General features: G+C 58.2%; 19 protein-coding genes and 1 other RNA gene. 7 read left to right on the forward strand and 13 right to left on the reverse strand.

The window, feature by feature from the left end:
* Positions 1-12: 12 nt before the first annotated feature.
* The 6 genes from B0D78_RS02310 to B0D78_RS02335 form a co-directional block, all read right to left on the reverse strand.
* A complete protein-coding gene (locus B0D78_RS02310; protein WP_240496095.1) occupies positions 13-1629 on the reverse strand; it encodes a peptidoglycan D,D-transpeptidase FtsI family protein in 1617 nt (538 codons plus the stop codon).
* Positions 1630-1747: 118 nt separating this feature from the next.
* On the reverse strand, positions 1748-2056 hold the full coding sequence (locus B0D78_RS02315; protein ID WP_143521685.1) for a hypothetical protein: 309 nt from the start codon (positions 2054-2056) through the stop codon (positions 1748-1750).
* Positions 2057-2097: 41 nt separating this feature from the next.
* Positions 2098-3039, reverse strand: coding sequence for a 16S rRNA (cytosine(1402)-N(4))-methyltransferase RsmH (gene rsmH / locus B0D78_RS02320; RefSeq protein WP_078015373.1), 942 nt, complete (start codon positions 3037-3039; stop codon positions 2098-2100).
* A complete protein-coding gene (gene mraZ, locus B0D78_RS02325; RefSeq protein ID WP_240496096.1) occupies positions 3029-3454 on the reverse strand; it encodes a division/cell wall cluster transcriptional repressor MraZ in 426 nt (141 codons plus the stop codon). Before mraZ ends, rsmH begins: the two co-directional genes overlap by 11 nt.
* Positions 3455-3775: 321 nt before the next feature.
* Positions 3776-4119: RNase P RNA component class A (gene rnpB / locus B0D78_RS02330), an RNA gene on the reverse strand.
* A 262-nt stretch (positions 4120-4381) separates the two neighbouring features.
* Positions 4382-4942 carry a hydrolase gene (locus B0D78_RS02335; RefSeq protein ID WP_078015374.1) on the reverse strand — a complete coding sequence of 187 codons (561 nt, stop codon included), beginning with the start codon at positions 4940-4942 and terminating at the stop codon, positions 4382-4384.
* Positions 4943-5114: 172 nt separating this feature from the next.
* Here B0D78_RS02335 and B0D78_RS02340 point away from each other — a divergent pair, with 172 nt between their 5' ends.
* Positions 5115-5600, forward strand: a complete 486-nt coding sequence (locus tag B0D78_RS02340; RefSeq protein WP_078015375.1) for a DNA-deoxyinosine glycosylase — start codon at positions 5115-5117, stop codon at positions 5598-5600.
* 68 nt (positions 5601-5668) lie between these two features.
* On the opposite strand, the gene B0D78_RS02345 is transcribed toward B0D78_RS02340, so the two are convergent.
* Both B0D78_RS02345 and B0D78_RS02350 read right to left on the reverse strand, forming a co-directional pair.
* Positions 5669-6631, reverse strand: a complete 963-nt coding sequence (locus B0D78_RS02345) for an ArsA family ATPase (RefSeq protein WP_078015376.1) — start codon at positions 6629-6631, stop codon at positions 5669-5671.
* Between the two features lie 10 nt (positions 6632-6641).
* Positions 6642-6938 (reverse strand): hypothetical protein, encoded by a 297-nt coding sequence (locus B0D78_RS02350; RefSeq protein ID WP_078015377.1) that lies wholly within the window; start codon positions 6936-6938, stop codon positions 6642-6644.
* 295 nt (positions 6939-7233) lie between these two features.
* Between B0D78_RS02350 and B0D78_RS02355 the strand changes: the two genes are divergently transcribed.
* The 6 genes from B0D78_RS02355 to B0D78_RS02380 all read left to right on the forward strand — a co-directional run bounded on the left by B0D78_RS02355 (position 7234) and on the right by B0D78_RS02380 (position 13835).
* On the forward strand, positions 7234-10395 hold the full coding sequence (locus tag B0D78_RS02355) for a hypothetical protein (RefSeq protein WP_143521687.1): 3162 nt from the start codon (positions 7234-7236) through the stop codon (positions 10393-10395).
* Between the two features lie 361 nt (positions 10396-10756).
* Positions 10757-11932 (forward strand): tyrosine-type recombinase/integrase, encoded by a 1176-nt coding sequence (locus tag B0D78_RS02360; protein ID WP_078015379.1) that lies wholly within the window; start codon positions 10757-10759, stop codon positions 11930-11932.
* Positions 11933-12046: 114 nt separating this feature from the next.
* Positions 12047-12433, forward strand: coding sequence for a hypothetical protein (locus B0D78_RS02365; protein WP_078015380.1), 387 nt, complete (start codon positions 12047-12049; stop codon positions 12431-12433).
* A complete protein-coding gene (locus B0D78_RS02370) occupies positions 12426-13313 on the forward strand; it encodes a hypothetical protein (protein ID WP_078015381.1) in 888 nt (295 codons plus the stop codon). Before B0D78_RS02365 ends, B0D78_RS02370 begins: the two co-directional genes overlap by 8 nt.
* Positions 13301-13651 carry a hypothetical protein gene (locus tag B0D78_RS02375; RefSeq protein WP_078015382.1) on the forward strand — a complete coding sequence of 117 codons (351 nt, stop codon included), beginning with the start codon at positions 13301-13303 and terminating at the stop codon, positions 13649-13651. Before B0D78_RS02370 ends, B0D78_RS02375 begins: the two co-directional genes overlap by 13 nt.
* Entirely contained in the window at positions 13644-13835 is a 192-nt protein-coding gene (locus B0D78_RS02380) for a hypothetical protein (RefSeq protein ID WP_078015383.1), read from the forward strand. The genes B0D78_RS02375 and B0D78_RS02380 overlap by 8 nt, the downstream gene beginning before the upstream one ends.
* A 584-nt stretch (positions 13836-14419) precedes the next feature.
* Here B0D78_RS02380 and B0D78_RS02385 read toward each other — a convergent pair.
* From B0D78_RS02385 to B0D78_RS02405, 5 genes are read right to left on the reverse strand one after another with little or no spacing between them, the layout of a single operon-like run.
* A complete protein-coding gene (locus B0D78_RS02385; protein ID WP_240496097.1) occupies positions 14420-14797 on the reverse strand; it encodes a chemotaxis protein in 378 nt (125 codons plus the stop codon).
* Positions 14703-15020 carry a transposase gene (locus tag B0D78_RS02390; RefSeq protein WP_240496098.1) on the reverse strand — a complete coding sequence of 106 codons (318 nt, stop codon included), beginning with the start codon at positions 15018-15020 and terminating at the stop codon, positions 14703-14705. Before B0D78_RS02390 ends, B0D78_RS02385 begins: the two co-directional genes overlap by 95 nt.
* On the reverse strand, positions 15010-15384 hold the full coding sequence (locus tag B0D78_RS02395; RefSeq protein ID WP_078015384.1) for a phage holin family protein: 375 nt from the start codon (positions 15382-15384) through the stop codon (positions 15010-15012). The genes B0D78_RS02390 and B0D78_RS02395 overlap by 11 nt, the downstream gene beginning before the upstream one ends.
* 4 nt (positions 15385-15388) lie before the next feature.
* Positions 15389-15790 carry a YcbK family protein gene (locus tag B0D78_RS02400; RefSeq protein WP_078015385.1) on the reverse strand — a complete coding sequence of 134 codons (402 nt, stop codon included), beginning with the start codon at positions 15788-15790 and terminating at the stop codon, positions 15389-15391.
* Between the two features lie 53 nt (positions 15791-15843).
* Positions 15844-24273 (reverse strand): LPD38 domain-containing protein, encoded by an 8430-nt coding sequence (locus tag B0D78_RS02405; protein WP_078015386.1) that lies wholly within the window; start codon positions 24271-24273, stop codon positions 15844-15846.
* Between the last annotated feature and the right edge of the window lie 20 nt (positions 24274-24293).

The raw sequence follows: 24293 nt of genomic DNA on the forward strand, positions 1-24293 counted from the left end.
CACGCACTCCTCTTACTTGACGCCGACGCCCTTCAGACGTTCCACTTCGTCGACAATTTTTTTGAAAACCGAACCGGCAACGGGACCGCCGTAGTACAGGCTGCCCGTCACGTCGCCGAAAACGATCAGCATGGTATACTGGGGATCGTTCGCGGGCCAGAAGCCGATCATGGACGAATTGTAAAGCCCTTTGACGTACTTCCCGTTCCGGGCGACCTGAGCGGTGCCGGTTTTTCCGGCCACGTGGACCAGTTCGCTGTCGGCCGGTTTGCCTGTGCCGCTAACCACGACCTGGCGCAGGACGCCGCGAAGCCATCTGGAATTTCGCGGCGAAACGACGCGGTTCACCTCCATCGGCTCGGAGTGATACACCTGATGCCCCTCGCCGTCGACGGCCGACCGCACCAAGTAGGGGCGAACGAGGATACCGTCGTTGACGATGGCGTTGAAAGCCGTGACGAGCTGGAGCGGCGTCACCGCGAATCCCTGCCCGATGGCGACGTTTGCGGGAGTGATCCCGTACCATTTATCGGCCGTCGGCAGCAGCCCCATTTCCTCACCGTTCAGTTTGATGCCCGTGCGGGAACCGATCCCCCAAGAGCGCATCTCTTCATAGGTGCTGAAGGGGGGCATTTTCATACCGATCTGGGCCATGCCCACGTTCGACGATTTCTCGATGATCTGCGCTACCTTCATGACGCCGTTGTCCCTTGGATGGGAATCGCTGATATAACCGTCGGCCACCTTCAGATGCGCGGGACAACGGAACGAGTCGCTCTGTTTCACCCGTCCCTGTTCGAGCGCCATGGCGACCATGATGGGCTTGAAGGTCGAACCCGGTTCGTACACCCGGTTTACGGCATTGTTGCTCAAAGCCTTCAGATTCTTAAAGGTAGAACGATTGTTTGAATCGAAAACGGGATAGCTGGCCATGGCCTTGACGGCGCCGGTCCTCGTTTCCAGACAAATTCCCGCCGCCCAGGGAGCCTTGATCTCGGCGGCCTGAGCGCCAAGAAAGCGTTCTACCGCGTACTGAATTTCAGAGTCGATGGTCAAATACAGCCCCTGGGTGTCGTTGCGGTTTCTCGATTCCCGTTTCATGCCCGCAGCGACCGAGGCGCCGCGGTACCCCGTGTGCATTTTTTCTGGCACCACCAGCGTGCCGTTCCACATCAGCTCGATGCCGGCAAGCCCCCAGCCGTCCTGATCGCAAAATCCCAGCAGGTGGGAAAGCATATTCCCTTTCGGGTAGATCCGTTTGCGTTCCTCTCTGATGTAAAATCCCTTGCCGCAGTTCTTTACGATCTCTTCCGCTTCGCTGCGCTCGAGATAACGTTTGATCCAATAAAAACGGCGGTCCAATTTCTCCCCCAGAGCCTGAACTTTCTCCTTACCGATATAAGGCGTCAGATTATTGAGGCTTCCGGGCTCAAAGCCTTCCACTCCCGGATCGAGGAACACGCTGTACATCGTAATGGAGAGAGCCAGCGGCTCGCCGCGGCCGTCGTAAATGCTGCCCCGGTCCATCGCCTTGCGCTCGCTCTGCTGATACTGCTTGGCGAGCTGCTCGACCGCCCGCCGGTCCGGGTAAATATGGACCCTCACCAGCGCGCCCAGATACCAGGCCATCACGAGAAAGACGAGACACCATTGAATTTTTCTGCGTCTGGGCTCTTTCTCCGTTTCATTCGTTCCCCATTCCGGCATTTTTCCGCATCACCCGTTTTTTGTCACAAACGATCCATCATCAATTGGGCAATCTTATTCCCGAATTGGTCAAAGAAGCAGACATCGTGCCGCCAGAGCGTCCCACACCATCCAGACGGACAGCCCCCGCCAGATGGACCTGGGTCATCCCGAGCTGACGGGCCGCATAGGTATGAATCGCACGGGGCGACATCATGGCCGCCGCTTCGCGCTCCAGATCGCGGCATTCTTTTTCGCACGCTTCCAGCTGTCCCTGAACTACAGAGATGGCGTCGTCCATCCGCTGAGAATCGTTCCTCAGCATCGACAGAAGCCCCAGACACATGATCGAAGTGATGAAGAACGTCACCAACGCCTCTCCAAACTTTCCGGAATTCCTTCTCGAATATCTCACACCTTGCGCCATGGTCCGATCCGCCCTTCCGCCTTATTCGGCATATCTTTCTTGAAAAAACCGCGAAGCCGTGCGCTGCGCGACTTCGGATTGCGCTCTATCTCCTCGTCGTCCGGAACCTGTCCCTTTCGCGGCTCCGGAACGCCTTTTCCCTCTTCGCTCCATTCTTTGAACCGCCGCTTGACGATGCGATCCTCCAGCGAGTGATACGTCACGACGAGCAGACGTCCTCCCTGAGCCAAGAGCGAAAACGCCTCGTTCAATCCCTGTTCCAGCGCGCCCAGTTCGTCGTTCACCGCAATCCTCAGGGCCTGGAACACCTTCCGCGCCGGATGCCCGTTCATTTTCCGCATTACCGGAGCGGGGATCCCCCGGCGGATCACTTCCACCAGTCCCGCCGTGGTCGTTATCGGCCTTTTCAGCCGTTCCTTGACGATCTCGCCGGCAATGCTCCAGGCAAAACGTTCTTCGCCGTATTTCCTGAAAATCTCCGCCAGAGCTTCCCGTGAAAGATCGTTCACCAATTCCGCCGCCGAGAGAGTTCCCGCAGCGGGATCCATCCTCATATCTAGCGGCCCGTCCTCGCGGAACGAAAAACCGCGCCGGCCGTCGGCCAGCTGCATATTCGACACGCCCAGATCGAGTACCACACAGTCAACCGTACAGATCCCGGCGGATACGCACAGTTCCTTCATATTTCGAAAGTCTCCGTCGAGAGCCAGAAAACGCTCCCCAAAAGGAGCCAGCCGCCGGCAGGCAATGTCTCGCGCCTGTTCGTCGCGATCGATGCCGACGACCCGCCACCGGGAGGAGCGCTTTAAAAACGCCTCCGAATAACCGCCCAGTCCCAACGTGCCGTCAACGATCAACGCGTCGGCTTTGAGGTCCATGCACTCGACGACTTTCGTCAGGAGCACGGGGACATGTTCAAACTCCAAGGTCCGACACCCCTTCGGCCAGGGAGGTGAAATTCTCCAGCATCTCGTCATTGCTGGCGGACCATTTCTCGCTGTTCCAGATTTCCAAATGATCATTGACGCCATTGACGACGACCGCGTCGCTTAACTGCGCGTATTTGCGCAGCTTGACGGAAAGAAGGATGCGTCCCTGTCCGTCCACGGGAAGTTCCTCCGCCGCGCCGAGAAGCGTGCGCATAAACTGACGGGCCTGCCCCTTGGTGAACGGCAGAGACTGAAGCTTTTGCAGATATACGCTCCATGCGTCCATGGGGTAGACGGCAAGACAGTTGTCGAGGCCCACCGTGCAGACCACGGTGTCCCCTATCTGGGAACGAAACTTCGCCGGCATGACGAGTCGCCCCTTGTTGTCTATGCGATGGTCATAGCTTCCCATGAACATGTCCATTTTTCCCCACTTTCTACCACTTTATTCCACCACGGCCAGAATATCGTTTTTTTGGAAGAGGGTCAATAAGCTGAAAGATCCTATCAATCGTAGCAAAATGAACCTTTGGTACAATTGTTTACGATTTAAACATCCAACAAAAAAAAGGATGACACGCCGAAAGCAAAAAAATTGGATCTTCCCCCATCCAGGGAAGATCCACAATGAATTGTCTAAATTGTAGAATTACTAATTACAAAAATAATACAGATAATTCAAAATATTATCCGCCCGACGCAGAACTTCTCAGACAGGTCATGCTTTGAGGAAATGACGGAGTGGCCCGTAAGCCGGGTTCTGTCTGGGATAGTCATTTATCTAGAACATGCATTGCTGCATGTCTCGAGCGATCTGTACCCGGAGGTCAGCGGGCAGCCTCGGCCCTCCCTATTCGATCTTGCTCCAGACGGGGTTTGCCAGGCACGACAGTCGCCTGTCGTCCGGTGGGCTCTTACCCCACCCTTTCACCCTGACCCGGTGCGGAAACCGGGCGGTCTGCTCTCTGTTGCACTTTCCTGTGGCTCGCGCCAACTGGACGCTATCCAGCGTCTTGCCCTGTGGAGCCCGGACTTTCCTCTCCCGTTTGCACGGCAGCGACTATCAGGACCACTCCGGTTCTGAAGTATATCATCGTTTCGTGCCCGCGTCACGCTGCAGTTTTCCGCCAGCGACTTCCCGCGGCGCTCTTGCCGCGGGAAGTCCGACGACGGAAACCATTTCGCTGAAGCTCCGGTTCTCATAACACAGGCGGCACTTGACTTGATACAGATCTTTGATTCATACTATGTCTCAGTTGGAAGATCGAACCTCGCGGCGCTTCGTATGTGAATGCGTTTTATCAAGAAATAGTGTCGGGTTTTTGATTGAAAATCAGCATCAGTCCACGTTCTCGCTGGCACGCATCGCCTCTATCGTTTTGCCGATCAGTTCGTCGAGTTCCCAGCCCAGCATTTCGGCTCCCTGACGGATCACGTCACGTGAACAGCCAGCGGCGAAGCTTTTGTCCTTGAATTTTTTCTTCACGGACTTCACTTCAAGATCGCCGACGCTCTTGGAGGGACGCATGACCGCCACAGCGCCGATCAGACCGGTCAGTTCGTCGGCGGCGAAGAGAATTTTTTCCATCTGGTGCTCCGGTTGGACCGCAATCCCCGTCAGACCGAAACCATGGCTGGTCGTCGCATGGATTATGCGTTCGTCGACGCCGCGCTCGCGCATGATCTCTTCTTCTTTGACACAGTGCTGCTCCGGATATTTTTCGAAGTCAAGATCATGAAGAATCCCCACCGTCTGCCAAAAGTCGGCCTCATCGCCGAACCCCTGATCGACGGCGAACCAGCGCATCACGTCGCCGACGATGCGGCCATGTTTGAGATGAAACTCCCCGTTGTTGTACTCTTTCAACAGTTCATAGGCTTCCTGCGGTGTCGGTGTCATCGCCTCACAACCTCCCCTGAAAATTTTCGGATAAAAGAGCCGCCCCGCGGCGGCATGTTTTTTATTGTACTCTTTTGCACGGTGCGAATCAAACCGGCGCGTTCCATTTTAATCCGACGAGAGACCGCCCCTCCAATGAGGGTCATACGTCGTTGCGCAGGAGGAAAATCACATGCTCATCGTTCATCCTCTGGAACCTGTTTTCGACGCCTCATCCCGCGTTTTGCTCCTCGGCACCATGCCCTCGCCGAAATCGCGGGAGGCCGGGTTCTATTACGCCCATCCGCAGAACCGTTTCTGGAAGGTTCTGGCGGCGCTTTTCAAGAGCGAGGTTCCTTTCGGCCGGGAGGCTCGGCGAGAGTTCGTCCTGCGCCGTCGTATCGCGCTGTGGGACGTGCTGCGCTCGTGCGAGATCGAAGGCGCCAGCGACGCCTCGATCAAGCGCCCGGTGCCCAACGATCTATCGGTCGTTCTCGATCGCGCCCCGATTCAGGCCATTTTCTGCACTGGCACAAAATCAGCCGCTTTCTACCGCAAATTGATCGAACCGGTTACGGGGCATCCGGCAACAACGTTGCCCTCCACCAGCCCCGCCAACTGCGCCGTATCCTTCGAACGGCTTTGCGCCGCCTACGGCGCCATCCTTCCCTGGCTGTAGGCGCGCGCTCGCACAAGAAAAGCGGACGGAAGGCCCCAGTGCCTTTCGTCCGCTTTTATGCCGTCGTCTTACGAAGCTGCGCTTTTCTTCGCCTCAAGCGCAGCCAGCAGGGGCAGGAGCTTTTCCAGCTCCCCCATGCCTTCGATGTCGCCGTCGAGCATCGGCAGCTGCACGACGCCATACTTTCCGAACTCCTTTTGGATCTGTTCGAGATATTGAGCCTGCTGAGCTCTTCTTTTCTCGAAAAAACTCCCCGCTTCCGGCGGCATGACGCGGTTGACGATCAGCGGCCCCACGGCGATTTCGAATTCGTTCATCAGGGCCACGGCCCGCTCCGTCTCGAGGACTGCCAATTTCTCGGCGTTGAGTACAAAGTGGAAGGTTGTCAGTTCGTGATCGGTCAACAAATCGCGGGCACGCTGAAAACGGTCGCGGCGGCGAGTCAGCAGATCGAAGACGGGATCTTCTTTCAGTTTCTCGAGCAGGTCGCGTTCGTAATGGGAGGCCAAGCGCATCATGTCCATAGCCTTGCGGCGTTTTTCCAGCAGATGTTCCATCCACATGCCAAGCACCTCGGGCAGCGTCAACAGGCGCAGCGTATGCCCGGTGGGGGCCGTATCGAAAACGATCGCGTCGTATTTCTCCCCCGCGCGCTCCATCAGATCGACAAAACAATCGAAGATCGCAGATTCCTCCGAACCGGGAGACACATAAGCGATGCGCAGCTGTTTGTCGATCTCCTCCACAATTGCGGGACTGACGATCTGACGCATCTGTTCGCGAATGCCTTCCATGTATTTCTTCGCTTCGAGCGCAGCGTCGATCTCCAGTCCCCAGAGATTTTCCTCGAGCTTGACCACAGAGCTGCCGATTCCGGTGCCAAACGCATCGGCCAGGGAATGAGCCGGATCGGTGGACACCGCCAGCGTACGCACGCCTTGGCGAGCCAGATGAAGCGCATAAGCCGACGAACACGTCGTCTTGCCGGTACCGCCCTTGCCGCCGAAGAATGTGAACCGTTTATAAGTCATGATTTTCTCCTTAGCCGTCAAATCCGTACTGTCCCGCTTTTTCCGCGATGAGCATCTGCCGGTTCATCATGCGGCGCTCCCAGCCGGGAATATCCTTCGCAAGGTAAGGCAGCAGCTCCATCATATAGTAAGAGACCGGATTGGGGATGCCCAGATAATCGCCGAAAAGCAGCAGCATCAACTCGTCGTTGACGTCGTAAGCTTCCTTGCGAACGACGCCCATGCGCTTGTCAAACGAAGCGCCCCAGAAAAAGAGACGAATCCACTCCCACGCGGCGGCCATTTTTTCTTTAAAAGTTCTGTCCACTCTGCTCCACCTCTATGCATGATCGTCATATAATCCAGCACAGCTCACCGTTTCGTTTATTATACACCACTCCGGCGTATCGGCGACGCCGAAGAGAACCGAACGTCGTTCCGATTTTGTCGCAGGCTCCATTTCATCCGCTGAAACCGATCTCCGCCGCGCGGACGACGGAACGTCTTGCATGACGAATCACGAGAAACTCTCGCGATGCCCTCTTGCCGGAGTTCCTTCAAGATATTACAATGAAAATTACAGGATCAAAAATTTCACGGACATTTACCGGGGCGTTGCTGAAATGGGGTTGATGATCATCGACGCGACAAAAAGCAAAGAGCCGCTTCCACAAAAGCGAAACGGCAAAGGACGATCTCGTTGGTTTCTTGTCTCCAAGATATTGCTGGCGCTGATTGCGCTCATGGTCGGGCTGACCGCTTTCGCGATCTGGGGAGGGCCGCTGGCCACCGACACGATCGCGTTCGGCGCGGGGAAATATCTGTCGAGAATGCAGTACCTCAGCGCCGCGTTCGAAAAGTTCGACGGCAATCCGTTCGACGGTTACGAACTGCGCGGGCTGACCGTCGGCGATAAAAAAGATCCCGCCATCGTCGCCGTGCGAAGGATCTTCGTCGCCGTCGACCCCGAAGAAAGCTGGCGGCAGCGCAAAGTGATCCTGCGCGGCGAGCTGGAGGGGCTGCGCGTCACGGAGGACCGGCTGGCGCGGCTGGCCGCCGCGGCGCAAAAAGAGTTTTTTCCCTCGCGGAAAGCCTCCCGCCCGGACGAAGAAGGCCTGCCCATCCTCTCGATCGTAACGCCGCGGAGCTTCACCGCCAGCGATCTGTCCGGCTCCCGGGGCTGGAAAGTCGAACGCCTGAACGTCGAACAGCCGGAACCGGACAAACTGGCTTACACTCTGGAACTCGACGCCGATTATTTAAAGGAGCGGATCCGCCTCGACGGCACGTTCGCCGTCGCGGAAACGGGCCTGCCGGAACGGCTCGACCTGCGCCTCCGCGCGCTGCAAAGCGACGTGCAGATGCAGGCGTCGCTGAAAGACGGACAGATCGCGCTGAAAAAACTCGAAGGCACGCTACTGGGCGCCTCCGTTACGGGCAGCGCTTCCATCGACGCGGCGCCGGCAGATCCGCGCATCGCCGCCGACCTGACGCTGCAAAAAGTCGACTTCAAGCCTTTGCGCAAGTGGGTCCCCGGACTGGGGGCAAGCACGTTGGAAAGCCTTCAGGCCCATATCGCGGGAACGCTTGCCCGGCCGACCGGTAAAATCGCCCTGAAAAACGGCGACATCGCTTACCAAAAGTATCGGGCCGACAACGTAGAAGGCGTCGTCGAACTGAACGGCGCCAACGTTCAGGCGGCTCTCTCCGCCAATCTTCTGGGCTCGTCGCTCTCAGTCGTTGGTTCGCTGGGACTGACGCCGGACGCGGCGCTGAACATGAAAGCCACAATTCCCTCGCTGGCGCTGAAGCACCTCGCCTCATGGTTCCCCGAGACGGCCGGCGCCGGACTTGACGGCACGCTCCACGCCGAGCTCGGCATCACGGGCACGTTGGCGCAGCCCCGCGTCCGAATGCTCGCGCACCTGCCGCGCCTGACGGTCCAAAAACAATACGTCGTCTCCGACATTGCCGCCAAAGTGTTTGTCAGCCCCACAGAGCTGACGATAGAGAACGCGTCCGCCAACGTCTTCAAGGGACGCGTCCAGCTTCAGGGGACCGTCGGCCTGACCGGCAAAACGCCGGCGCTCGATCTGAACGGTATGGCCGAACGCCTCGACCTCGGCTCGGCCGTTCCCGGCGGAACCGTCGCCGGTACTTTTCACGGCAAATTCCATTTGAAAGGCACGGCGGCCAGGCTCGAACTCGCGCTCGATTCCCGCATCGACAGGCTGGACGCGGGTCAGTTCGGCGTCAAAGAAGTCGCCCTGAACGTCAGCGGCGGCCGCGAAAAGATGAACGTGGAGATGAAAGGGCGCACCAAACGGGACGCGCCCTTCGGCGGCGGCGGGACCGTCGTCCTGCCGCTCGACAGACGTCGTTCATCGCTCGACCTGCGGCTCGACGTGGAGAAAATGGATCTGACGGAAATCCTTCCCCACACGATGAAATTTGCCGGCAGCGTGACGGCCTCTCTTCTCGTCAAGGGATCTCTGGAAAAACCGCACGTCAGCGCCGAACTGGAAAGCGAAGAGATCCAGCTCAGCGGATTCAAGATCGTCAATCCCAAAGGCGCAGCCGAGCTGAAAGAGAACCGCGTCGAAATAAAGGCTTCGATCGCCGTGGGCGACCGCCGCCCCGAGATCGCCGGCACGGTGGATTTCAAAAAGGGACTGAAAGGCGCGTTCGACGTCACGGCCCCCACGGTCCGCCTCGACGCGCTCGATCCCTCTCTGGCCGGCGTCGCGAACGGCCGCGTTTCGCTCACCGTCCACAGCGAGATCGACGGCAGCGATATCAGCGTGACAGGACAGGCCGCTTCGCCGCTTATCACCGCCGCACAGGTGCCGGTGAGCAACGTGCTGATCCCTTTCGCTTTCAGGCAGAACAAAGTGGATATCCCCGACGGACAGTTCGAACTCGGCGGCGGCGCGTTCCATGTGAAAGCGGACGGCGACGTGGCCAAGGGGACTTATTCGGTGCAGCTGAACGGCAAGGACATCGACCTGGACCGTCTCGCGGCTCCGTTCGCGCCTCCGGCACAGATCGCCGGAAAAAGCGAAGTCAGCTTCAGGGGCACCGTCCGTTCCGGACTGACCACGCTGGTACAGGGCGACGGCAGGATCCGCGTCCGGGACGTTGTCGTCGACAAATATCCGGGACAGCTCGCCGTCACCGGCAAAGCCCCGTTCAGAATCCAGCACGGCAACGTTTTCTTCAACGTCAACGACGGCGAAGTTTTCGTCCTGCCCGGCAGCGCCATCACGGCATGGCCCGACGACACGTTCTTCCACTTCGTTTCCTTCACCGGCACGGCATGGAAGCGGGCGCGCACGCTCCCCAAACTGGATCCCGCCATGATCCCCAAGGATCTGCTGCAACGCGGCGACACCGTCTATCACATGTTCGTCAGCGGCAGCGTCAACATGCGCGTTCTCAACGGTCTGCTGGGCGGCCTTGGCGCCGTCATGCAGGCCGGAGTGTCGGGCAACGTTTCCGCCGAGAGCCTCGCCTCCAACTTTCTGCAAAAATTCATCGGCGGCAGCCTCGCCGCGCAGTTCCGCGACTTCGATCTGGAAGTTTCCGGCAAAAATTACGGAGAATTCAACATCGGCCTGATGAAATTCGGCGGCGAAGGCAGCTATGCCGACGTGGCGACCACCGACTGGACCGAAGACGCCGGGCAGAAAAAAACGTATCAGCGCTACTCTCTCAGTTATCCTCTTCCCGTCGGCCCCGATCCCGCCAAGCTCAAAGCGAAAAACAGGAACGGCAGGAAGAAATAAGCGTTTCGCCCCCTGTACGACGACACAAGACTCCGCAGCCGGAATAACTGCGGAGTCTTGTGTCGTCGTGCCGCCGCCGTGTTATAATTTTTTGTAAAGTCTCGCGCTGTCATTGAATTCCAACGGCGCAGAAGGAGTGACCTGACCATGACGGGAAATTGGAAATCCAGCGCCGACGCGCCGGAGATGGAGGGGCGGCAGTAGACCGGTCATTGCGCTAAATGCCATATAAAGGCATTAAATCTCACAGAACAAAGTTAGCGCTTGCAAGGCTTTGCATGTAACGGCATATAACACGGTATAACCGCTTAATCATGCTCGTGTGTCCTAATTCGTGTCCTATCTACGGGAGAGAGTCGCCATGCCGAAAGATTCGCAAAATATCAGGCTTACAGATAAATCTATAAAAAGTTTGAAGCCCCGTGAAAAAATCTACACGGTGGCCGACGGCGATTGTTTGTACCTGGTCGTGCATCCTACGGGGCTCAAGGTCTGGCAAATACGGACCAGGCGCGGGGACGGGCGCAATCACAAAAAAGTCCTGGGCAAATACCCCGCGTTGACCCTGGCGCAGGCGCGCGAGCGCCGGGATTGGGAACTGTTGAATATGGACCAATCCGGCACAATGGAGCGCATGACCTATCAGGATTTATCCGAGTTTTACCTGGATCATATTTCGCTGGACCGCTCGGAGCCATATGTGCTGAAACTGCGCCACCGGCAAGAAAACTACATGTACCCAAAACTGGGACTGCGTTTGGCCGACACAATAACGCCCCCCGATCTCATGGATTGCTACACTCCGATCGCAAAAAAATATCGATCGCTCGCGCGGCGGATCGCGTCTTTTAATGCGCGGATGTATGCCTACGGGATTGTGATGCGAAAAGTCCGTACGAATCCCGCATTGATGATCGCAGAGAATTTGCCCGAACCGCTGCCGAAACAACATTACGCGACACTGACCGAGGAGCAGGATATTGCCGCGTTTTGGCGCAACATCTCGAATAAACCCATGGTCGGCGCGGACGCCTTGATCCGCTTCCAGACGCTGACGCTTGTCCGCCCCAGCGAAGCGCGGCGCGCAAAATGGTCGGAGATCGACCTGGCCAAGAAGATATGGATCGTCCCTCTGATGCGCATGAAAAAAAGGCGTGAGCACATAGTGCCGCTGTCACGCCAGGCGATCGAAATCCTCGAGGCGGTCGCCAAATACTATCCAGCTCGGAAAGGACTTGTGTTCCCGGGGCGCCGACGGTTTTTGTCCGCGCAAACGCTACTGTCTCACATAGAGGCCTGCACTGACGGGCTCGTCGCGCACGGACTGCGAGCCATGGCGTCAACGACTCTATACCGCCTCAAGTTCGTCGGAACGTGGATTGAGTTGCAGCTATCCCACATCGATCCCGATCAAACGCGCGACAGCTATCGCCATTATGACTACCTACCTGAGCGGCGCGCGATGCTGCAATGGTACGCCGACTACCTCGACGCGCTGCGGGACGGCACCCCGATACCTCCCAAACCTGACATATGAGCAAAAGGGCCTTCTCTAACCAAGGAGAAGGCCCTTTTTATTTTGCGTTAAAGTTACCCCCTTGACATTATAGACTCACGCGTCTATAATGAGCCCAAGAACAAAAAAAGGCGCATGCCCAAAACCAAGGAGGACGAAAAAAAAATGAAAATCAGGATCAAAGAAACCGGCGAAGTCAAAGATCTTACCATCATCGACAGAAAAACTGGTTGCGAGTGGACGGCCGATCTGGTTGGCGACGACGATTGCATCACGTACAATCGCGACCGCGAGATCTACGAGACCGACCAGGCCAGCTACGACTGGTGGAATAACATGATTGACAAGCTGGAGCACGCTGAGGACGTCAAACAGAAGTACATTGAGAAATACGGCGCGGACGCAGTGGAGGATGCGCTGGCTCAATACGACACCCCCACCGACCTCGAGGATCAGCCCTCCGCCACAATCTCGGCGCTGGAAGACTCCTTCGGCTCGCTTGATCCCGAAGAAGATGTCTAAAATAATCGACCTGACCGGCCGGCGTTTCGGCCGGCTGGTCGTTTTGCGTTTGGCCGATGACCAGACCAAGACGCCGCAGGACACGACCGCGCGCTGGCTGTGTCGATGCAATTGCGGCAACGTCGTCGTCCGCAGCCGCAAGCTACTGCGCAGCGGATGTGTCAATAGCTGCGGATGTCTGGCACAGGATACAGGCAACCGCTTGAAAGATTTAACGGGACAACGTTTCGGCCGCCTGACAGTACTCCGCCGCGCCGACAACGCCAAAAGCGGCAATGCCCGTTGGTTATGCCGGTGTGACTGCGGGCACACCTCCATCGTGACGGGCACGGCCTTGCGCTCCGGCAAAATCCAATCCTGCGGCTGTTTGGCGCAAGACATACGATATAGCCGCAGAACTGACCTCGCGGGACGGCGCTTCGGGCGGCTCGTTGTGATCGAGTACGTCAAAGACGGCAACGGTGACACATCATGGCTCTGTCGTTGCGACTGTGGCAAAGAAACCGTCGTGACCGCCGGCAATCTTATCAACGGCAATACCCGCAGCTGCGGGTGCCTCGCGCAAGATACAGGACGTGCCAACGTGCCGCTCATGCTTGACGCTGCCCTACGCGATGGCACTAACGTGCAGGTGCTGAGTAAAAAGACCAAGAGCAAACTCGGCATTCGCGGTGTATATGAAGTCGACGATAAGGAGTACCCCTATGAGGCAAAACTCATCCTTCGCAAAGAGATCCTGCTCCGCAAACGCTTTAAAACGTTCGAAGAGGCGGTCGTCGCGCGGAAGGATGCCGAAGAAAAATATCTTGCGCCGCTTGCCAGGAAGTGGGCGGAAGAAGACGCGAAAAAAGAAAGGAGAACAAAAAAATGCTCACACTGAAAAACGGTATTACCGGCAACGATATGTTCAAGGCGGTCTTGACCATGTTGAGTTACGTTCTGGAGTGTGGGGACGTCGAAAGCGCCAGCGATTGGGATTACGACGTTAATGGCGGCCTCAGTATTTGGAACCGCTTCCAACTCCCATGCGGGGCTGTCAACGTCCAGTTTTACTGGGACGAGGATGAGTGGAAACCGTATGACCGCCCCGAGGACGGGCAAATCGACGGGATGATGCTCGACAGCGACATCGATCACATAATAGAGTTTATCGTCTATAATGAGGACGGAGCCGAGATTTTCAGGGCCTCCGATTACTGTGAGGCTAAAAATGACTGAGTTTATCAGCACGGTCGAAGCGGCGGCGATCCTTGCTGCGCGCGCCGGCAGCTACAGTGCGCACACAGTAAAGCTCCTTGCCGGACAAGGCAAAATCCCCGGGGCGCAGAAGATTGGGCGTGACTGGTGCATCCCGCGCGAGTGGGCAGAGACCTACCAGCCGCGGCAAAAGCACAATAAATAAGCCTTCCCTTTACAAAATAACGGAAATCGTTTATACTATGCCTAGCTTCGCCATGCAAAGACGCACCACCTGTCGGGAACCGCAAACGCGGTGAACGTTGAATTTAAACGAACAAACAGTTATCAGTCTCGCGAACAGCGATGTTGAATTGACATTTGTTACATCTATATCCTTTGCTGCGAAGCTGGCAATAAGCCTTGACCTAAAAGGTCGGGGCTTATTGTTATTTTTGCCGTTTTTTTGCAATAAGAACCGTATTAATGCCGTTATGTCGATTTTATTGCAATATAGATCCTCTGCTTTTTCTTGCGATTTCCTTTCGAAGACGGCATAAACTCAGTAATTGCAATAGAATATACTTGTGCGTATCTCGTGATTATCTTGTGAGTCACTATCTTGTCAAAATCGGCGTTTTTTATTTTAGAAGATAAAAGCCGAAAAACAGGATATCTTCACAAAACAAAAAAGCGGGCACCGTCGCTGAAGACGATGCCCGCTCTTTTCGTACATTCTCGTACATTTCGATGTTTTTCGGCTCTAAACAATCGAAAAACCACCGATTTTTTCAGCCATTTTCGTACACCCTATCTCGTTATCGCCACGCCGGCCGCTCCGATCATCAGCCCCAGCAGCAGCCCCTGCGCCCTTCCGCGCCGTATGCGTCTGTTATACTCCGCCCGCTCCGCCGCCAGCTCGCGCCGGAGATCGTCCACCATCCGCCGCGTGTCCTCCGCCTGCGCGGCGATCTCCGCCCGCAGCTCATCTATGCCCCGCCGCAGCACGCGGACACTCTCGCGATCCGCCGTCCAGCCGGCCACCGTGTCGCGCATGGCCTGCTCGCTCAGCAGGTAGCCGCCCTGGACGCGCTTAACGTCCTGCGCGGTACTCTGCGAGCAGAACGTCGAGAGCAGCAGCGAGGCGGTCAGCAGGCAGGTCATCAGTCCGCTTTTTGGCTTGGGCACGGGCGGTCACCTCCCTCTGGCGTGTCGCGTCCACAATGGCATCCGCCCGGCGCTCGGATGTGGCGGCGCTCTCGCGCAGGCGGCCGATCAGCGCGTCCGTTTCACGCCATCCCCGATACTGATGCCAATAGATAAACGCCAGCAGGATAACAGCCGCCGCCAGCCACAACGGCCAGCGGCGGATTATTTTCTCGAGGGCCTTAGCAAAGAGGTCACTCATCATGACCATGTCGATCCCACTTCCCCTTCAGCAGCCATTCCTGCAGGCCGTCGAACGCGGCTTTGACCGTCTCCTGGATCTCCGTATAAGCAATGTCCAGCAGCGGGCCGCCGACGTAGCCGCACATGGCGATAATGATCGCGCTCAGCTGTCGGCTTACGCCCAGTTCGTTCAGCCCCCACGCGACGATTGCGCCCAGCGCCCCGGCGCTGATCAGTCCCACTGTAAAACGCCAGCCGTCGAAAGGTTCTCCAAGATGTTCCCGGCCGGCGCGCACCCCCTGAAAAATCATGGCCAGCATCGCTCCCACACCTCCCGTCATGGCGATGTCGATTAACGTCCGCTCGTGCTGTTCCTCTCCCGGCATATAGCTACCTCGCTTTTCTTCGATCCCACGTCCTCAGATGTCCGTCCGGCGCTTTGGCGATGTCGATATGCACGCCCCAGTCGTACAGCCCGACGCCTCCCAGTTCAGGCAGCCGTCCGTCGTACCACGCTTTGGCGATGACGTTATAGACCGCCAGCGGCGACAGGCGTTCACAATGAAAGTCCATCGCCTGCCCCTTCAAATGCTTCGACGTCGGCGAACCGCCCTGCCTGGCGTTGCGTGCCTTGCACCGGCAGACCGAATGGACGTGCATCGGCTCTTTCAGGATGCTCCTGACCTTTTCCGCCAGTTCCAGCAGACGCGGGTCGGGCGCATCGAAGCCGCAGTAATCGCGGCACGCGCACTCTCCCCGGCTGAAATGCTCCGACAGCATTTTTTGTTCCATGAGATCACCTCCATAAATAAAGAGGAGACTGTTTTGAACAGCCTCCTCTTGTGTTACCGTTCGCGTCGATTGAGCTTTTCCTTCACGGTGAAATAGTTCCTGACCGCCGCTTCCGCTTCCTGGTTCATTCTCAGGCGGATGCGGTCGATGACCTCGCGTTTCCGTTCCGGCGTCATGCTCTTCGACTGCTGGATCGCGGCGATGTCTTTGCGCCAGTCGGAAAGCTTGCGTGCCGACTGGTCGAACGCTTTCGCCATATGGACGCCGGCCGAGTATTCCGGCTGTTCGCCCATCTTGCGGCGCACATCGTAGGCGTTTTTGGCCACCGTCGCCTGTTTGCGCAGGTCGTAGAACTTCGCCAGCGATTCGCTGTTGCGGTTCGGGTCGACCGTAAAGCGGCTGAACAGCGGCTTTTCACTGAGCTTCTTCGCCTCTTCCTGCGGTTTCAAAAATATGTCCGGCGCTTTGGACAGGTACTCGCCTACGCCGCCGCCATAGCTGCTGACGTAGTGGTCGATCAGGATTGGCGACACGCCCCACGCTTTGCCGAGAAACTTCGCCATCGACGACGTGTTCTTGGTGAACTGCAATTCCGGCGGCAAGTTCTCCAGCTGTGGCGGGATCAGCGGCGAATCGTAGAAAAACGTCTTCCCCATTCGATGCTCCAGGATCGGTTCGGCAAACGTTGGCAGCAGGTTCGGGCTGAATCCCTCCCACACGCTGCGCCCCAGTTCGCGGAACGCCATGGGGTCGTGTTCGAACGCCGCGTCGAGCACACGCTCGACGGCGGAGCCGAACAGCCCCGCCAGCTCCGGCTTGGGCAGCCGCAGCCACGTGCCGCCGACCTTGAAGACCCAGTAGCGGTCCTTGATGTTGCGGCTGATGCGCTTGTACTCGTCATCGTCGCGTCCGGCCATCCAGGAGATCAGCGACGGCAGGATCACGTACATCGCCGTGCGCGCCGCGAACCGGCCCGGATGCGCCGCCGCCGTGCGAACCAGTTTCGACGTCCCCTGCACGGCAGGATTGAAGAACGCCGTATAGCGGTTCCACACCTTGCCCCACTGGCCGCCGCGAGAGAAATCGAGATTGACCTCGCGTGCCATGCGGGCGGCGTAGCGTTTCGGATAGCCTTCTTTCACTAGCCGTTCGTACTCGGCGAACTTCGGCGCCAGCTCGACCATCTCGTTGTATTTGCCGATCGTGTTGTCCCACGTCGACGCGAGCTTTCGCAGGAAGCCCTTGTCCCCATGGACGGCCTTGCCAACGTATTTGGAGATCCCTTTTTCCGAGGCATTCAGCCCCAGTTCCGTGATGCCCGAATAGGCCAGCCCGTGGTCGAGCGCGTCGGCGATCCGCTGTTTCGCAGTCTCGTCCTTCGCTGTCTGCATCAGCAGCCCCTTGACCGTGCCGAAAAACGGCATCGACCGCGCGCCCTTGGCGCTGTTCGTCAGGCTCGAATACATGGCGTCGCGAATGAAATTCGTGAGGATGAACGCCGGGTTCGCCCGCGTCGCTCCCAGTTTCAGCAGATTCGCGGCGCCTTGCGCGGCGCGGTCGAGGCTGCCGAAGATCGGGTTTCTGATGCCCGCGGCCTGTTCCATCGCCGCCAGCGCGTCGATGAGTTTCTTGTCGCCGGTGAACGCCCGCCGCGTGCCGTCGAACCAGACCGTGAACGTGTCGCTGGCTCGCTCGCCGCCCTGCACCGGCTCGATCATGTCGGCAAAAAGCGCCGGGTCGGCCAGCGCGGCGCGGACCAGCGCCTGAGCAGCGCGGTTCTTTTCCGCGAGCTGGTTGAACACCAGCGCGTTTTTGACCATCATCTCGAACGGGTCTTTGGTGTCGATCACCGCGTCCCCCGCGCCGACGCCGGTCGCCTGCTTCACCTGGTTGGACAGGTTGACGATGCCCTTGCCGCGGCGCGTCGGCGACGTCACCGAGCCGTCCTCGTTAACGCGCACGAACGGCACGTAGTGCGGCCAGCGCTTTTTGTACTCCTCGTACTGCCCGCGGCTCCACACGCCGGAGTCGATCAGAGTCCGCTCCACCATCGCCTCGTAGGCTTTGGCGATGTCTTCGGCGATCCGTGCCAGTTCGGGGTTCTCGTGCCGGGTGCGGTTCACGACCGCGCTCACTTCCGCACGCGTCAGCCCGATGCCCGGTTCCAGCCCGTTGTCCCAGTAATCCAGCGCGCGCAAGGCTTTCATGTAACCCGTCAGTTTGGCATACGCCTCGTCGCCGAGCTTTTTGACCGGCTCCATCAGCGCCAGGACGTCGCGCTTCGCCTTGCCCATGTAGCCGGGCATCGTGCGCAGCATGTCGTAGACGGCGAATTCGTCTTTCAGCTCGCCGTGCTGGAGCATGTCGGCGTAACGTCCGCCGAGTTTCTTCGCCAGTTCCCTCACGCGGTCGCGCAGGAGGTTCTGCATCTGCTCCAGATAACGGAGTTGATCGTCGAACTTCTGGCGGAAGCCGTTCCATGCTTCGGCGACAGCTGCCCGCGTTCCCTTCTGGTTCCTGACCTTTTCGTCGCCGCGGATCATGCCGGCGCGCAGCTTCTGTTCCGGCGTCAGCTCGCTGTAGCTCCGCACCGCGTCGAACAGCTCGCTCACCGGCTGTTGGTATTCCTCGTGCGCTTCCAGCGTTTCGCGGAACAGCTTCGTGTACTCGGGCGCCACGATCTCCATCAGGTCGGGGTTAAAAGCGTAGCCGCGGAAGTACTCAGCGATCCCCTCTTTCATCAGGTACCGCTGCGCTCCCTCGAATTTCAGCGCCGCCGCGCTCACGTCGGGGCCATGGGTTTCGGCGCCCGGAGCGTGCATATACCGCCCGTGGAGCTTTTCGTAGAGCGCCGTCACGTTCTGCGGCGATGTCGCCTTGCCCAGCTCGCACAGTTCGTCGTACAGCTGCCGCGACGTTTCCGCGTCGCGCACGTTCTCGCGCAGCCCCAGCTTGTAGTCCAGCGCGTGCCCGATCTCGTGCAGCGCCGTGGGGAAATCCCCCCAGTGCCGCTCGCGCGCGACGTCCGTCTCAGGCGTGTAGTACCCCGCCACGTTCGCGGGCGCGCTCACGCCCTTGCGCACCGGCGCGATCTTCCGCAGCTTGTCGTATATGTCTTTGATTCGGATCAGCGTGCCGGCGGACTTGCTCCCAGGTTCCGCCGTCACCGTGACCTGCGGCAGGCTGCCATGGACGGAGAAGTCGCGGTTGCTTCCGTTTGAGGATTGTGGTATCCTTGCGTTAGAAAGACCTTCGCTCGAGGAGGACAGAGATTCCTCGACTTGCCCGCCAATCTGAACGTCCTGTGCGGGGCGAGGGCCTTTTTTTGTATCCGGAAGATAGGAAGTCAACACCCAATTCTTGGGCGCGTGCTTCCATGCCCTTTGCAGGATTACTTTTCCTTCGGCTGAAATATAAATAGCCGAGTTTGTTGTTTTCTCCAGGGCAAACGATCCCGTTCGGATAATTTGAGGTACTGCCTGAACGGCTTTATCCCCATGCTTGGCTTTTATATGCGCGAAGCCGTAACCGCCTTTATATCCTTTTTGCGGGTCGCCTTCCTGTCCCCAAACAAAATCAATGCTTGAGTTCTCTCCAAGGCGAGGATCGGACATCGCTCCGACAACCTCGCCTTGCCGTTCTTCCAGCAGCTTCTCGACGGCCGCTTCGCCTTCGTACCCCCGCCAGATCGGGCCGAAATCGCCGCGTTCCGGCGTCGCCAGCAGGCGGTCGAACACCTCGCGCACTTCCGGCGAAAGCTCCACGCCCAGCCGTTTGATGTCGCGGTAGATGTTGATCAGCCACTGCTTGATCTTGGCGAACACGCTCCGCATCTCAGCCGTCGGCGATTTGCCTTCCATCAGGTACGCCTCGAAGGCATGGGCGAAGCGCTCCTGCGCCTCGGCGTAGCGCGCCTTTTCCGCGCCGTCGAACGTGTGCCGTTTCGATAAATCCATGTTTTCGATATGCAGGTATCTCCTGACCGTATCGAGGTCGGCTTTGGTTCGTGCGTTCGCCTTTTCGAGCAGCCCGTCAGCGATCAGATCGTCCAGCATCATGTGCCCGATCTCGTGGAAGAACGTGGAGCGATCGGCGTGCTTGAAGAGCGTGATTAGCCCTTCTCCGTGCGAGCCGATCTGAATCTGGCCGCGACGGATCGCGTTCTCTCTCTGATTGAACCGGTTGATGACGCTGATCGCCTTGTCGTCGAACACCACGAAACAGCGGCCGTCCTGGCGACCGTTATAGGTGATGCCCTTGATGCCGTGTTTGTTCAGAGCTTCCGATGCCTCTCTAGCGCCAAAAAAAACGGATTCAAGTGATTCGTAAATTAGACGCCCTTTTTCCGCGGCGAACGATTCGATAAGGTCCTCCCGTGTCATAGGCTCTGCCCTATCAATTTCGTTAAGGTCGTCGTCGATGTCCTTATTGAATTGATTAAACTGAGCGTCAGACATATCTCGAATAAGATCGGCGATTGCCTTTTGTACTTTCTCAGGCTGTTCGGAAAGAAGTTTGTCTTCGTCCAGCAGTGCATCGTTTTCCGGCACGTTCACCTCAAACAAGCTTCCGGAGTTGAGCCAGCCTACGCTAAAGAACTTGTCCAGTGCCGCTTCTTCCAATTTGATCTGTTCCCATTCGGCTTTCAGTCTCGCAAAATAGTCCTCGTTGATGGGCTTGCCTTCTTTTTTCCGGATTTCGAGATCTGATATTTTCTCTTCGACGTTCAATCTTTGTTCGCCGATTTTAGCCTGAGTACTTTCGTAAGCCGCGACAGAGTCTTCGTCCCTCTTTTCGCCGCCCAGGTCGCGGAACACGTCAAGAACCGTATCGAGCGCTTTGCGCTCCGGCGTCCCTTCACCATAGCGTGCTTGGTATTCTTCCACAGCATCGTAGTCGACGGTCGCTTGCTTGCTTACTCTTCCCAGCCTTTCGCGATACCCGGCGGCCACGTTCCGGTCCTGTGCGAAATATAGCCCCCAGCCGTGCGCTTGTCCGCCTTCTCCGCTTCCGATCGTGCCGAGGTCAAATTCGTCGAACCGATGCGGCGAACCGTGCCAGGCGGATTGGTTATAGATATTCGCGTCGGTAGAGGAAAATGTGCCTCGGTTATCGACGGCCTTGATCTGGTTCGGTGCATACGCGACGTATACGTCGCCCGGGGCGTCGACGCTGCCCCAGTGCCCTTCATCGACGACATTCTCGAAGATCACGCCGTCGAATCCGTCGCCGTAGTTTCCTTCCCCGACATTCTGAGCGATCTCGTTGGTGGTCATCTCGCCGGCGGGATACGACACCTCGTAACGCCCGGAATAGTCGTCCAGATCCCGCTCGATGTATTCTTCCGCTTCGCGGGGAGTCCTAAACGGTTCGCCGTCGCGATCGTAAACGCTTTCACCGGTCTCGTTGTCGTAAACGCTGATCTCGCCGACGTTCGTCCAGTCCTTGCCTTCGGCGTCAATGCGATAAGGATTGCGAAGGTTCAAAAAGACGGGATAAACTCCCTCGCCGGAGAGATCCGGCTCGGAAGTCCCGGGCTCCCGCGAAACAAGCTCGTCGCTTCCGGAATACGTCGCGGCTACGTCTTTTCGCCCCGAGAAGAACGCCCCCGCTCCGGTAGTGTCGCCGACGCCGGTTGTGCTGAAAGTCGAGAACCCGGTGTGCGTGCTGCCGTGGTACACCACCAGCGGCTCGCCGTTCCCGTCCAACACTTTCGAGGCGTTCTCGGGATCGTTCTCCCAGTCCCCGAACCATTCCTTGAATTGCTTCGTCCGTACCAGCACCCACTGTTCCGGCGTGAGATTGGTCTCCGTCCCGTAAGACGTTTTCAGGTACGTGCCGTTCGCTTTGGCGGCTTCGACGATGGCGCTGCGCTCCCGCTCGGTTTCCGTGTCCAGCAGAGAACTCTGCGCGTAATATTCTCCGTCCATCCCCTTGACACCGCGGAGCATTTCGCGTATAGTGATCCCAGAAAAAGAATCCTCCGCTGTTGACGCCGAAGCACCAATCGGCTGTGTGCGGGGGATTCTTTTGTTTATAATTACGTCATAAACGCGGACATCGAGCGGAACAAGCCGGTCACTGTTATTTTTCTCTTCTGCTACGATACGGACGGTAGCTATCCCTTCTCGCGTTACCACAGGGACATAAAAGCGGTGATACATTCTAACGCCGGGTTTCTTGTTCTTCTTCCTGTTCGGCCCGCTTTCCACGAGAACAGCGTTTTTCATCAGCTCCGGAAGAGACAAAACAGATGCGTTGCGAATGCTTTTCTCTTTCCGATAAATCGGAGCGCCTGAGTGGGCGATATGGCCTAAATGATACGAATCCTTAGGAAGATTAAGGAATGCAAGAGCATCCCGTGAGATGCTAGGGCCGTCTTTAATCAGTGTTTTCAAATGTTCTGTCAGAGTCTTGACATTGGCGGTTTTGGCTCCGTCCGCCACCCCGGAAAGATCGACGACGGGCACACGCTCGTCCATATTCAGCCCATCCCGCACCGCCTGGTCGTAAACGTCGCCGCCCCAATCAGGTCCCGCGTCCTCTTCGCCGCGGACGTTCAGCTTGTCCAGTTCTGCCGGCGTCAGAGCGTCGGAGCGCAGCTGTCCATGTTCGTCCGTTCCCAACGCGCGGGCGCGGGCAAGCAGATGGTTCGCCCAGACTTCGCCGCCGGCGTTCGCCGTCTCGTCATCGCCCCCGGCGGCCTTAAGCTGCTGTGCTATACGTTCCCGCGCTTCGCGAGCCGATTCAATAAACGCGGCCTCCCGGCTGATTCGCGGCAGGGACCTCTCGCCGGTGATCCTCATATCGCGCCCTGAATCCGCTGTGTAAATATTTCCCAGCGTTTGCAAGGCGTTTTCGACGTCGGTCCCCAAGGAGAAGGGCTGGCGTTTGTTTTTTGCAGGCGCACGCCCGATCACGTCCTGTACGTTGGGGCTCTGCTCGTACCTCCGCCCCGACTGCTCCATCAGGTCAGCGAGCGTAGACGGCGGCAGGTCTTCGCGTTCCTCGGCGTCCATCTGCCGGATGTTCTGATACTCCTCCGCCATCTGCGTGCGCAGGTCGTCCAGCGTTTCCCCGGTGTCCTCGGGGATAACCTCTTCCTGCACAGTCTGTCCGACTGTCGGCACAGTAGTCTGCATCTTCATGACCTTCTGCATGTTCGCCGCGGCGATTGTTTCCGCCTTTCTGCCCGTCGGCGCGGGCGTCTCCGCCGCCGGCATCGCGCCGGGCAAAGGCTTTGCCGTTTCCGGCACGACCGGCTGCGGCTCGACGGGCTTGAACACGTCGCTCATCTTCTCCGGCATCTGCGGAGCGACGTTGCCGGGGACGGTCCCCGCGGACTGCGGTACCCAGTTGTTCAACTCTTCCCGCTGCTGCTCTTCTTTAACGGGCTGCATGATCTCGGCGACCGCCTGCTGAGTTCCCACGTCCGGCACTCCGCGTGCAAAATTGTCCACGTTGCCGCCGCGGCCGTTCCGCATCGACCGCACGCCCAGTCCCAGCGTTGCGCCGATAATAGACGACAAGCCCGTCGGCAGGAAAGTGTCTTTCATCTTCTGCTTCATGTATTCGGCGTTCATGACGTTCTCGCCGATGGCGCGGAGATATTCGAGGATCCCCCGGTTTCTCGTCGCCGCCGCGGCGTCGCCGATCACGTCCTGCCCGACTTCCTGCCCGCCCTGGCCTATGACTTCGCTGAGAGTCATCGCCAAACCGCGTTTCAAAGAGCTCTGGATGCCATCCCAGGCGTCGCCGAAAATCCCGGCCTTGTCGAAGAACACGTTCATGGGGAGTTCGGCGGCGAGTTGCCTGTTCGCCTGGCTCTGCGCCTGCTCCGGCGTGCGTCCTTCCCGAACGGCTTCGCGGTACGTGCGTCCGGCGTTGCCCAATGCCTCTTCGCCGCTGCGGTACATCATCGCGGCCGAAAGCATTTTTTGGGGGAGACTCATCAGTCCTTCCGGCATCAACATTTGTCCGGCCGGCGCCAGGTTCCCCGCCGCGGCAAGGGCGAGGGAGGCCGCCATGGACGGGGCCGTCGAACCAAGAGCGTTCACGCTGGACGTCCAAAGGTTGTTCGCTCCGACTTTTTGAGCGTGTTCTCTCGCCCGGGCGTCCCACCAGTTCGAGCCTCCCCCGATCCAGTCCGCAACGCCGCCCATGAGCGGGACAGCCCGCACGCCGTGCGCCAGCGCGTCGCTCATGTTGGCCATGCCCGTTTCGACGCCGCCCATCCCGGCGTGATACGTATCGTTGATAAAACGCTTGATGTTTTCCCCGCCTTCGGCAAGGGCCGCCTGATTGGCGGCTTCCTGTTCCGGCGTCCCCACCTGCGTCTGCATCTGCATGAGGTCGTCGAAAGACGGGGATTCGTCTACTTCCGGCCGCTTGGCTTTCGCTTTGATCGACGCGAGCATGCTGTCGTAATCACCGCTCGGCGCAGGACGTTTGATTCTATTCAGCATCTCTTCATAACTCGACATATACATGCTCTCCTTACATA

It is taken from the genome of Pyramidobacter sp. C12-8, from assembly GCF_002007215.1.
Taxonomy (GTDB): domain Bacteria; phylum Synergistota; class Synergistia; order Synergistales; family Dethiosulfovibrionaceae; genus Pyramidobacter.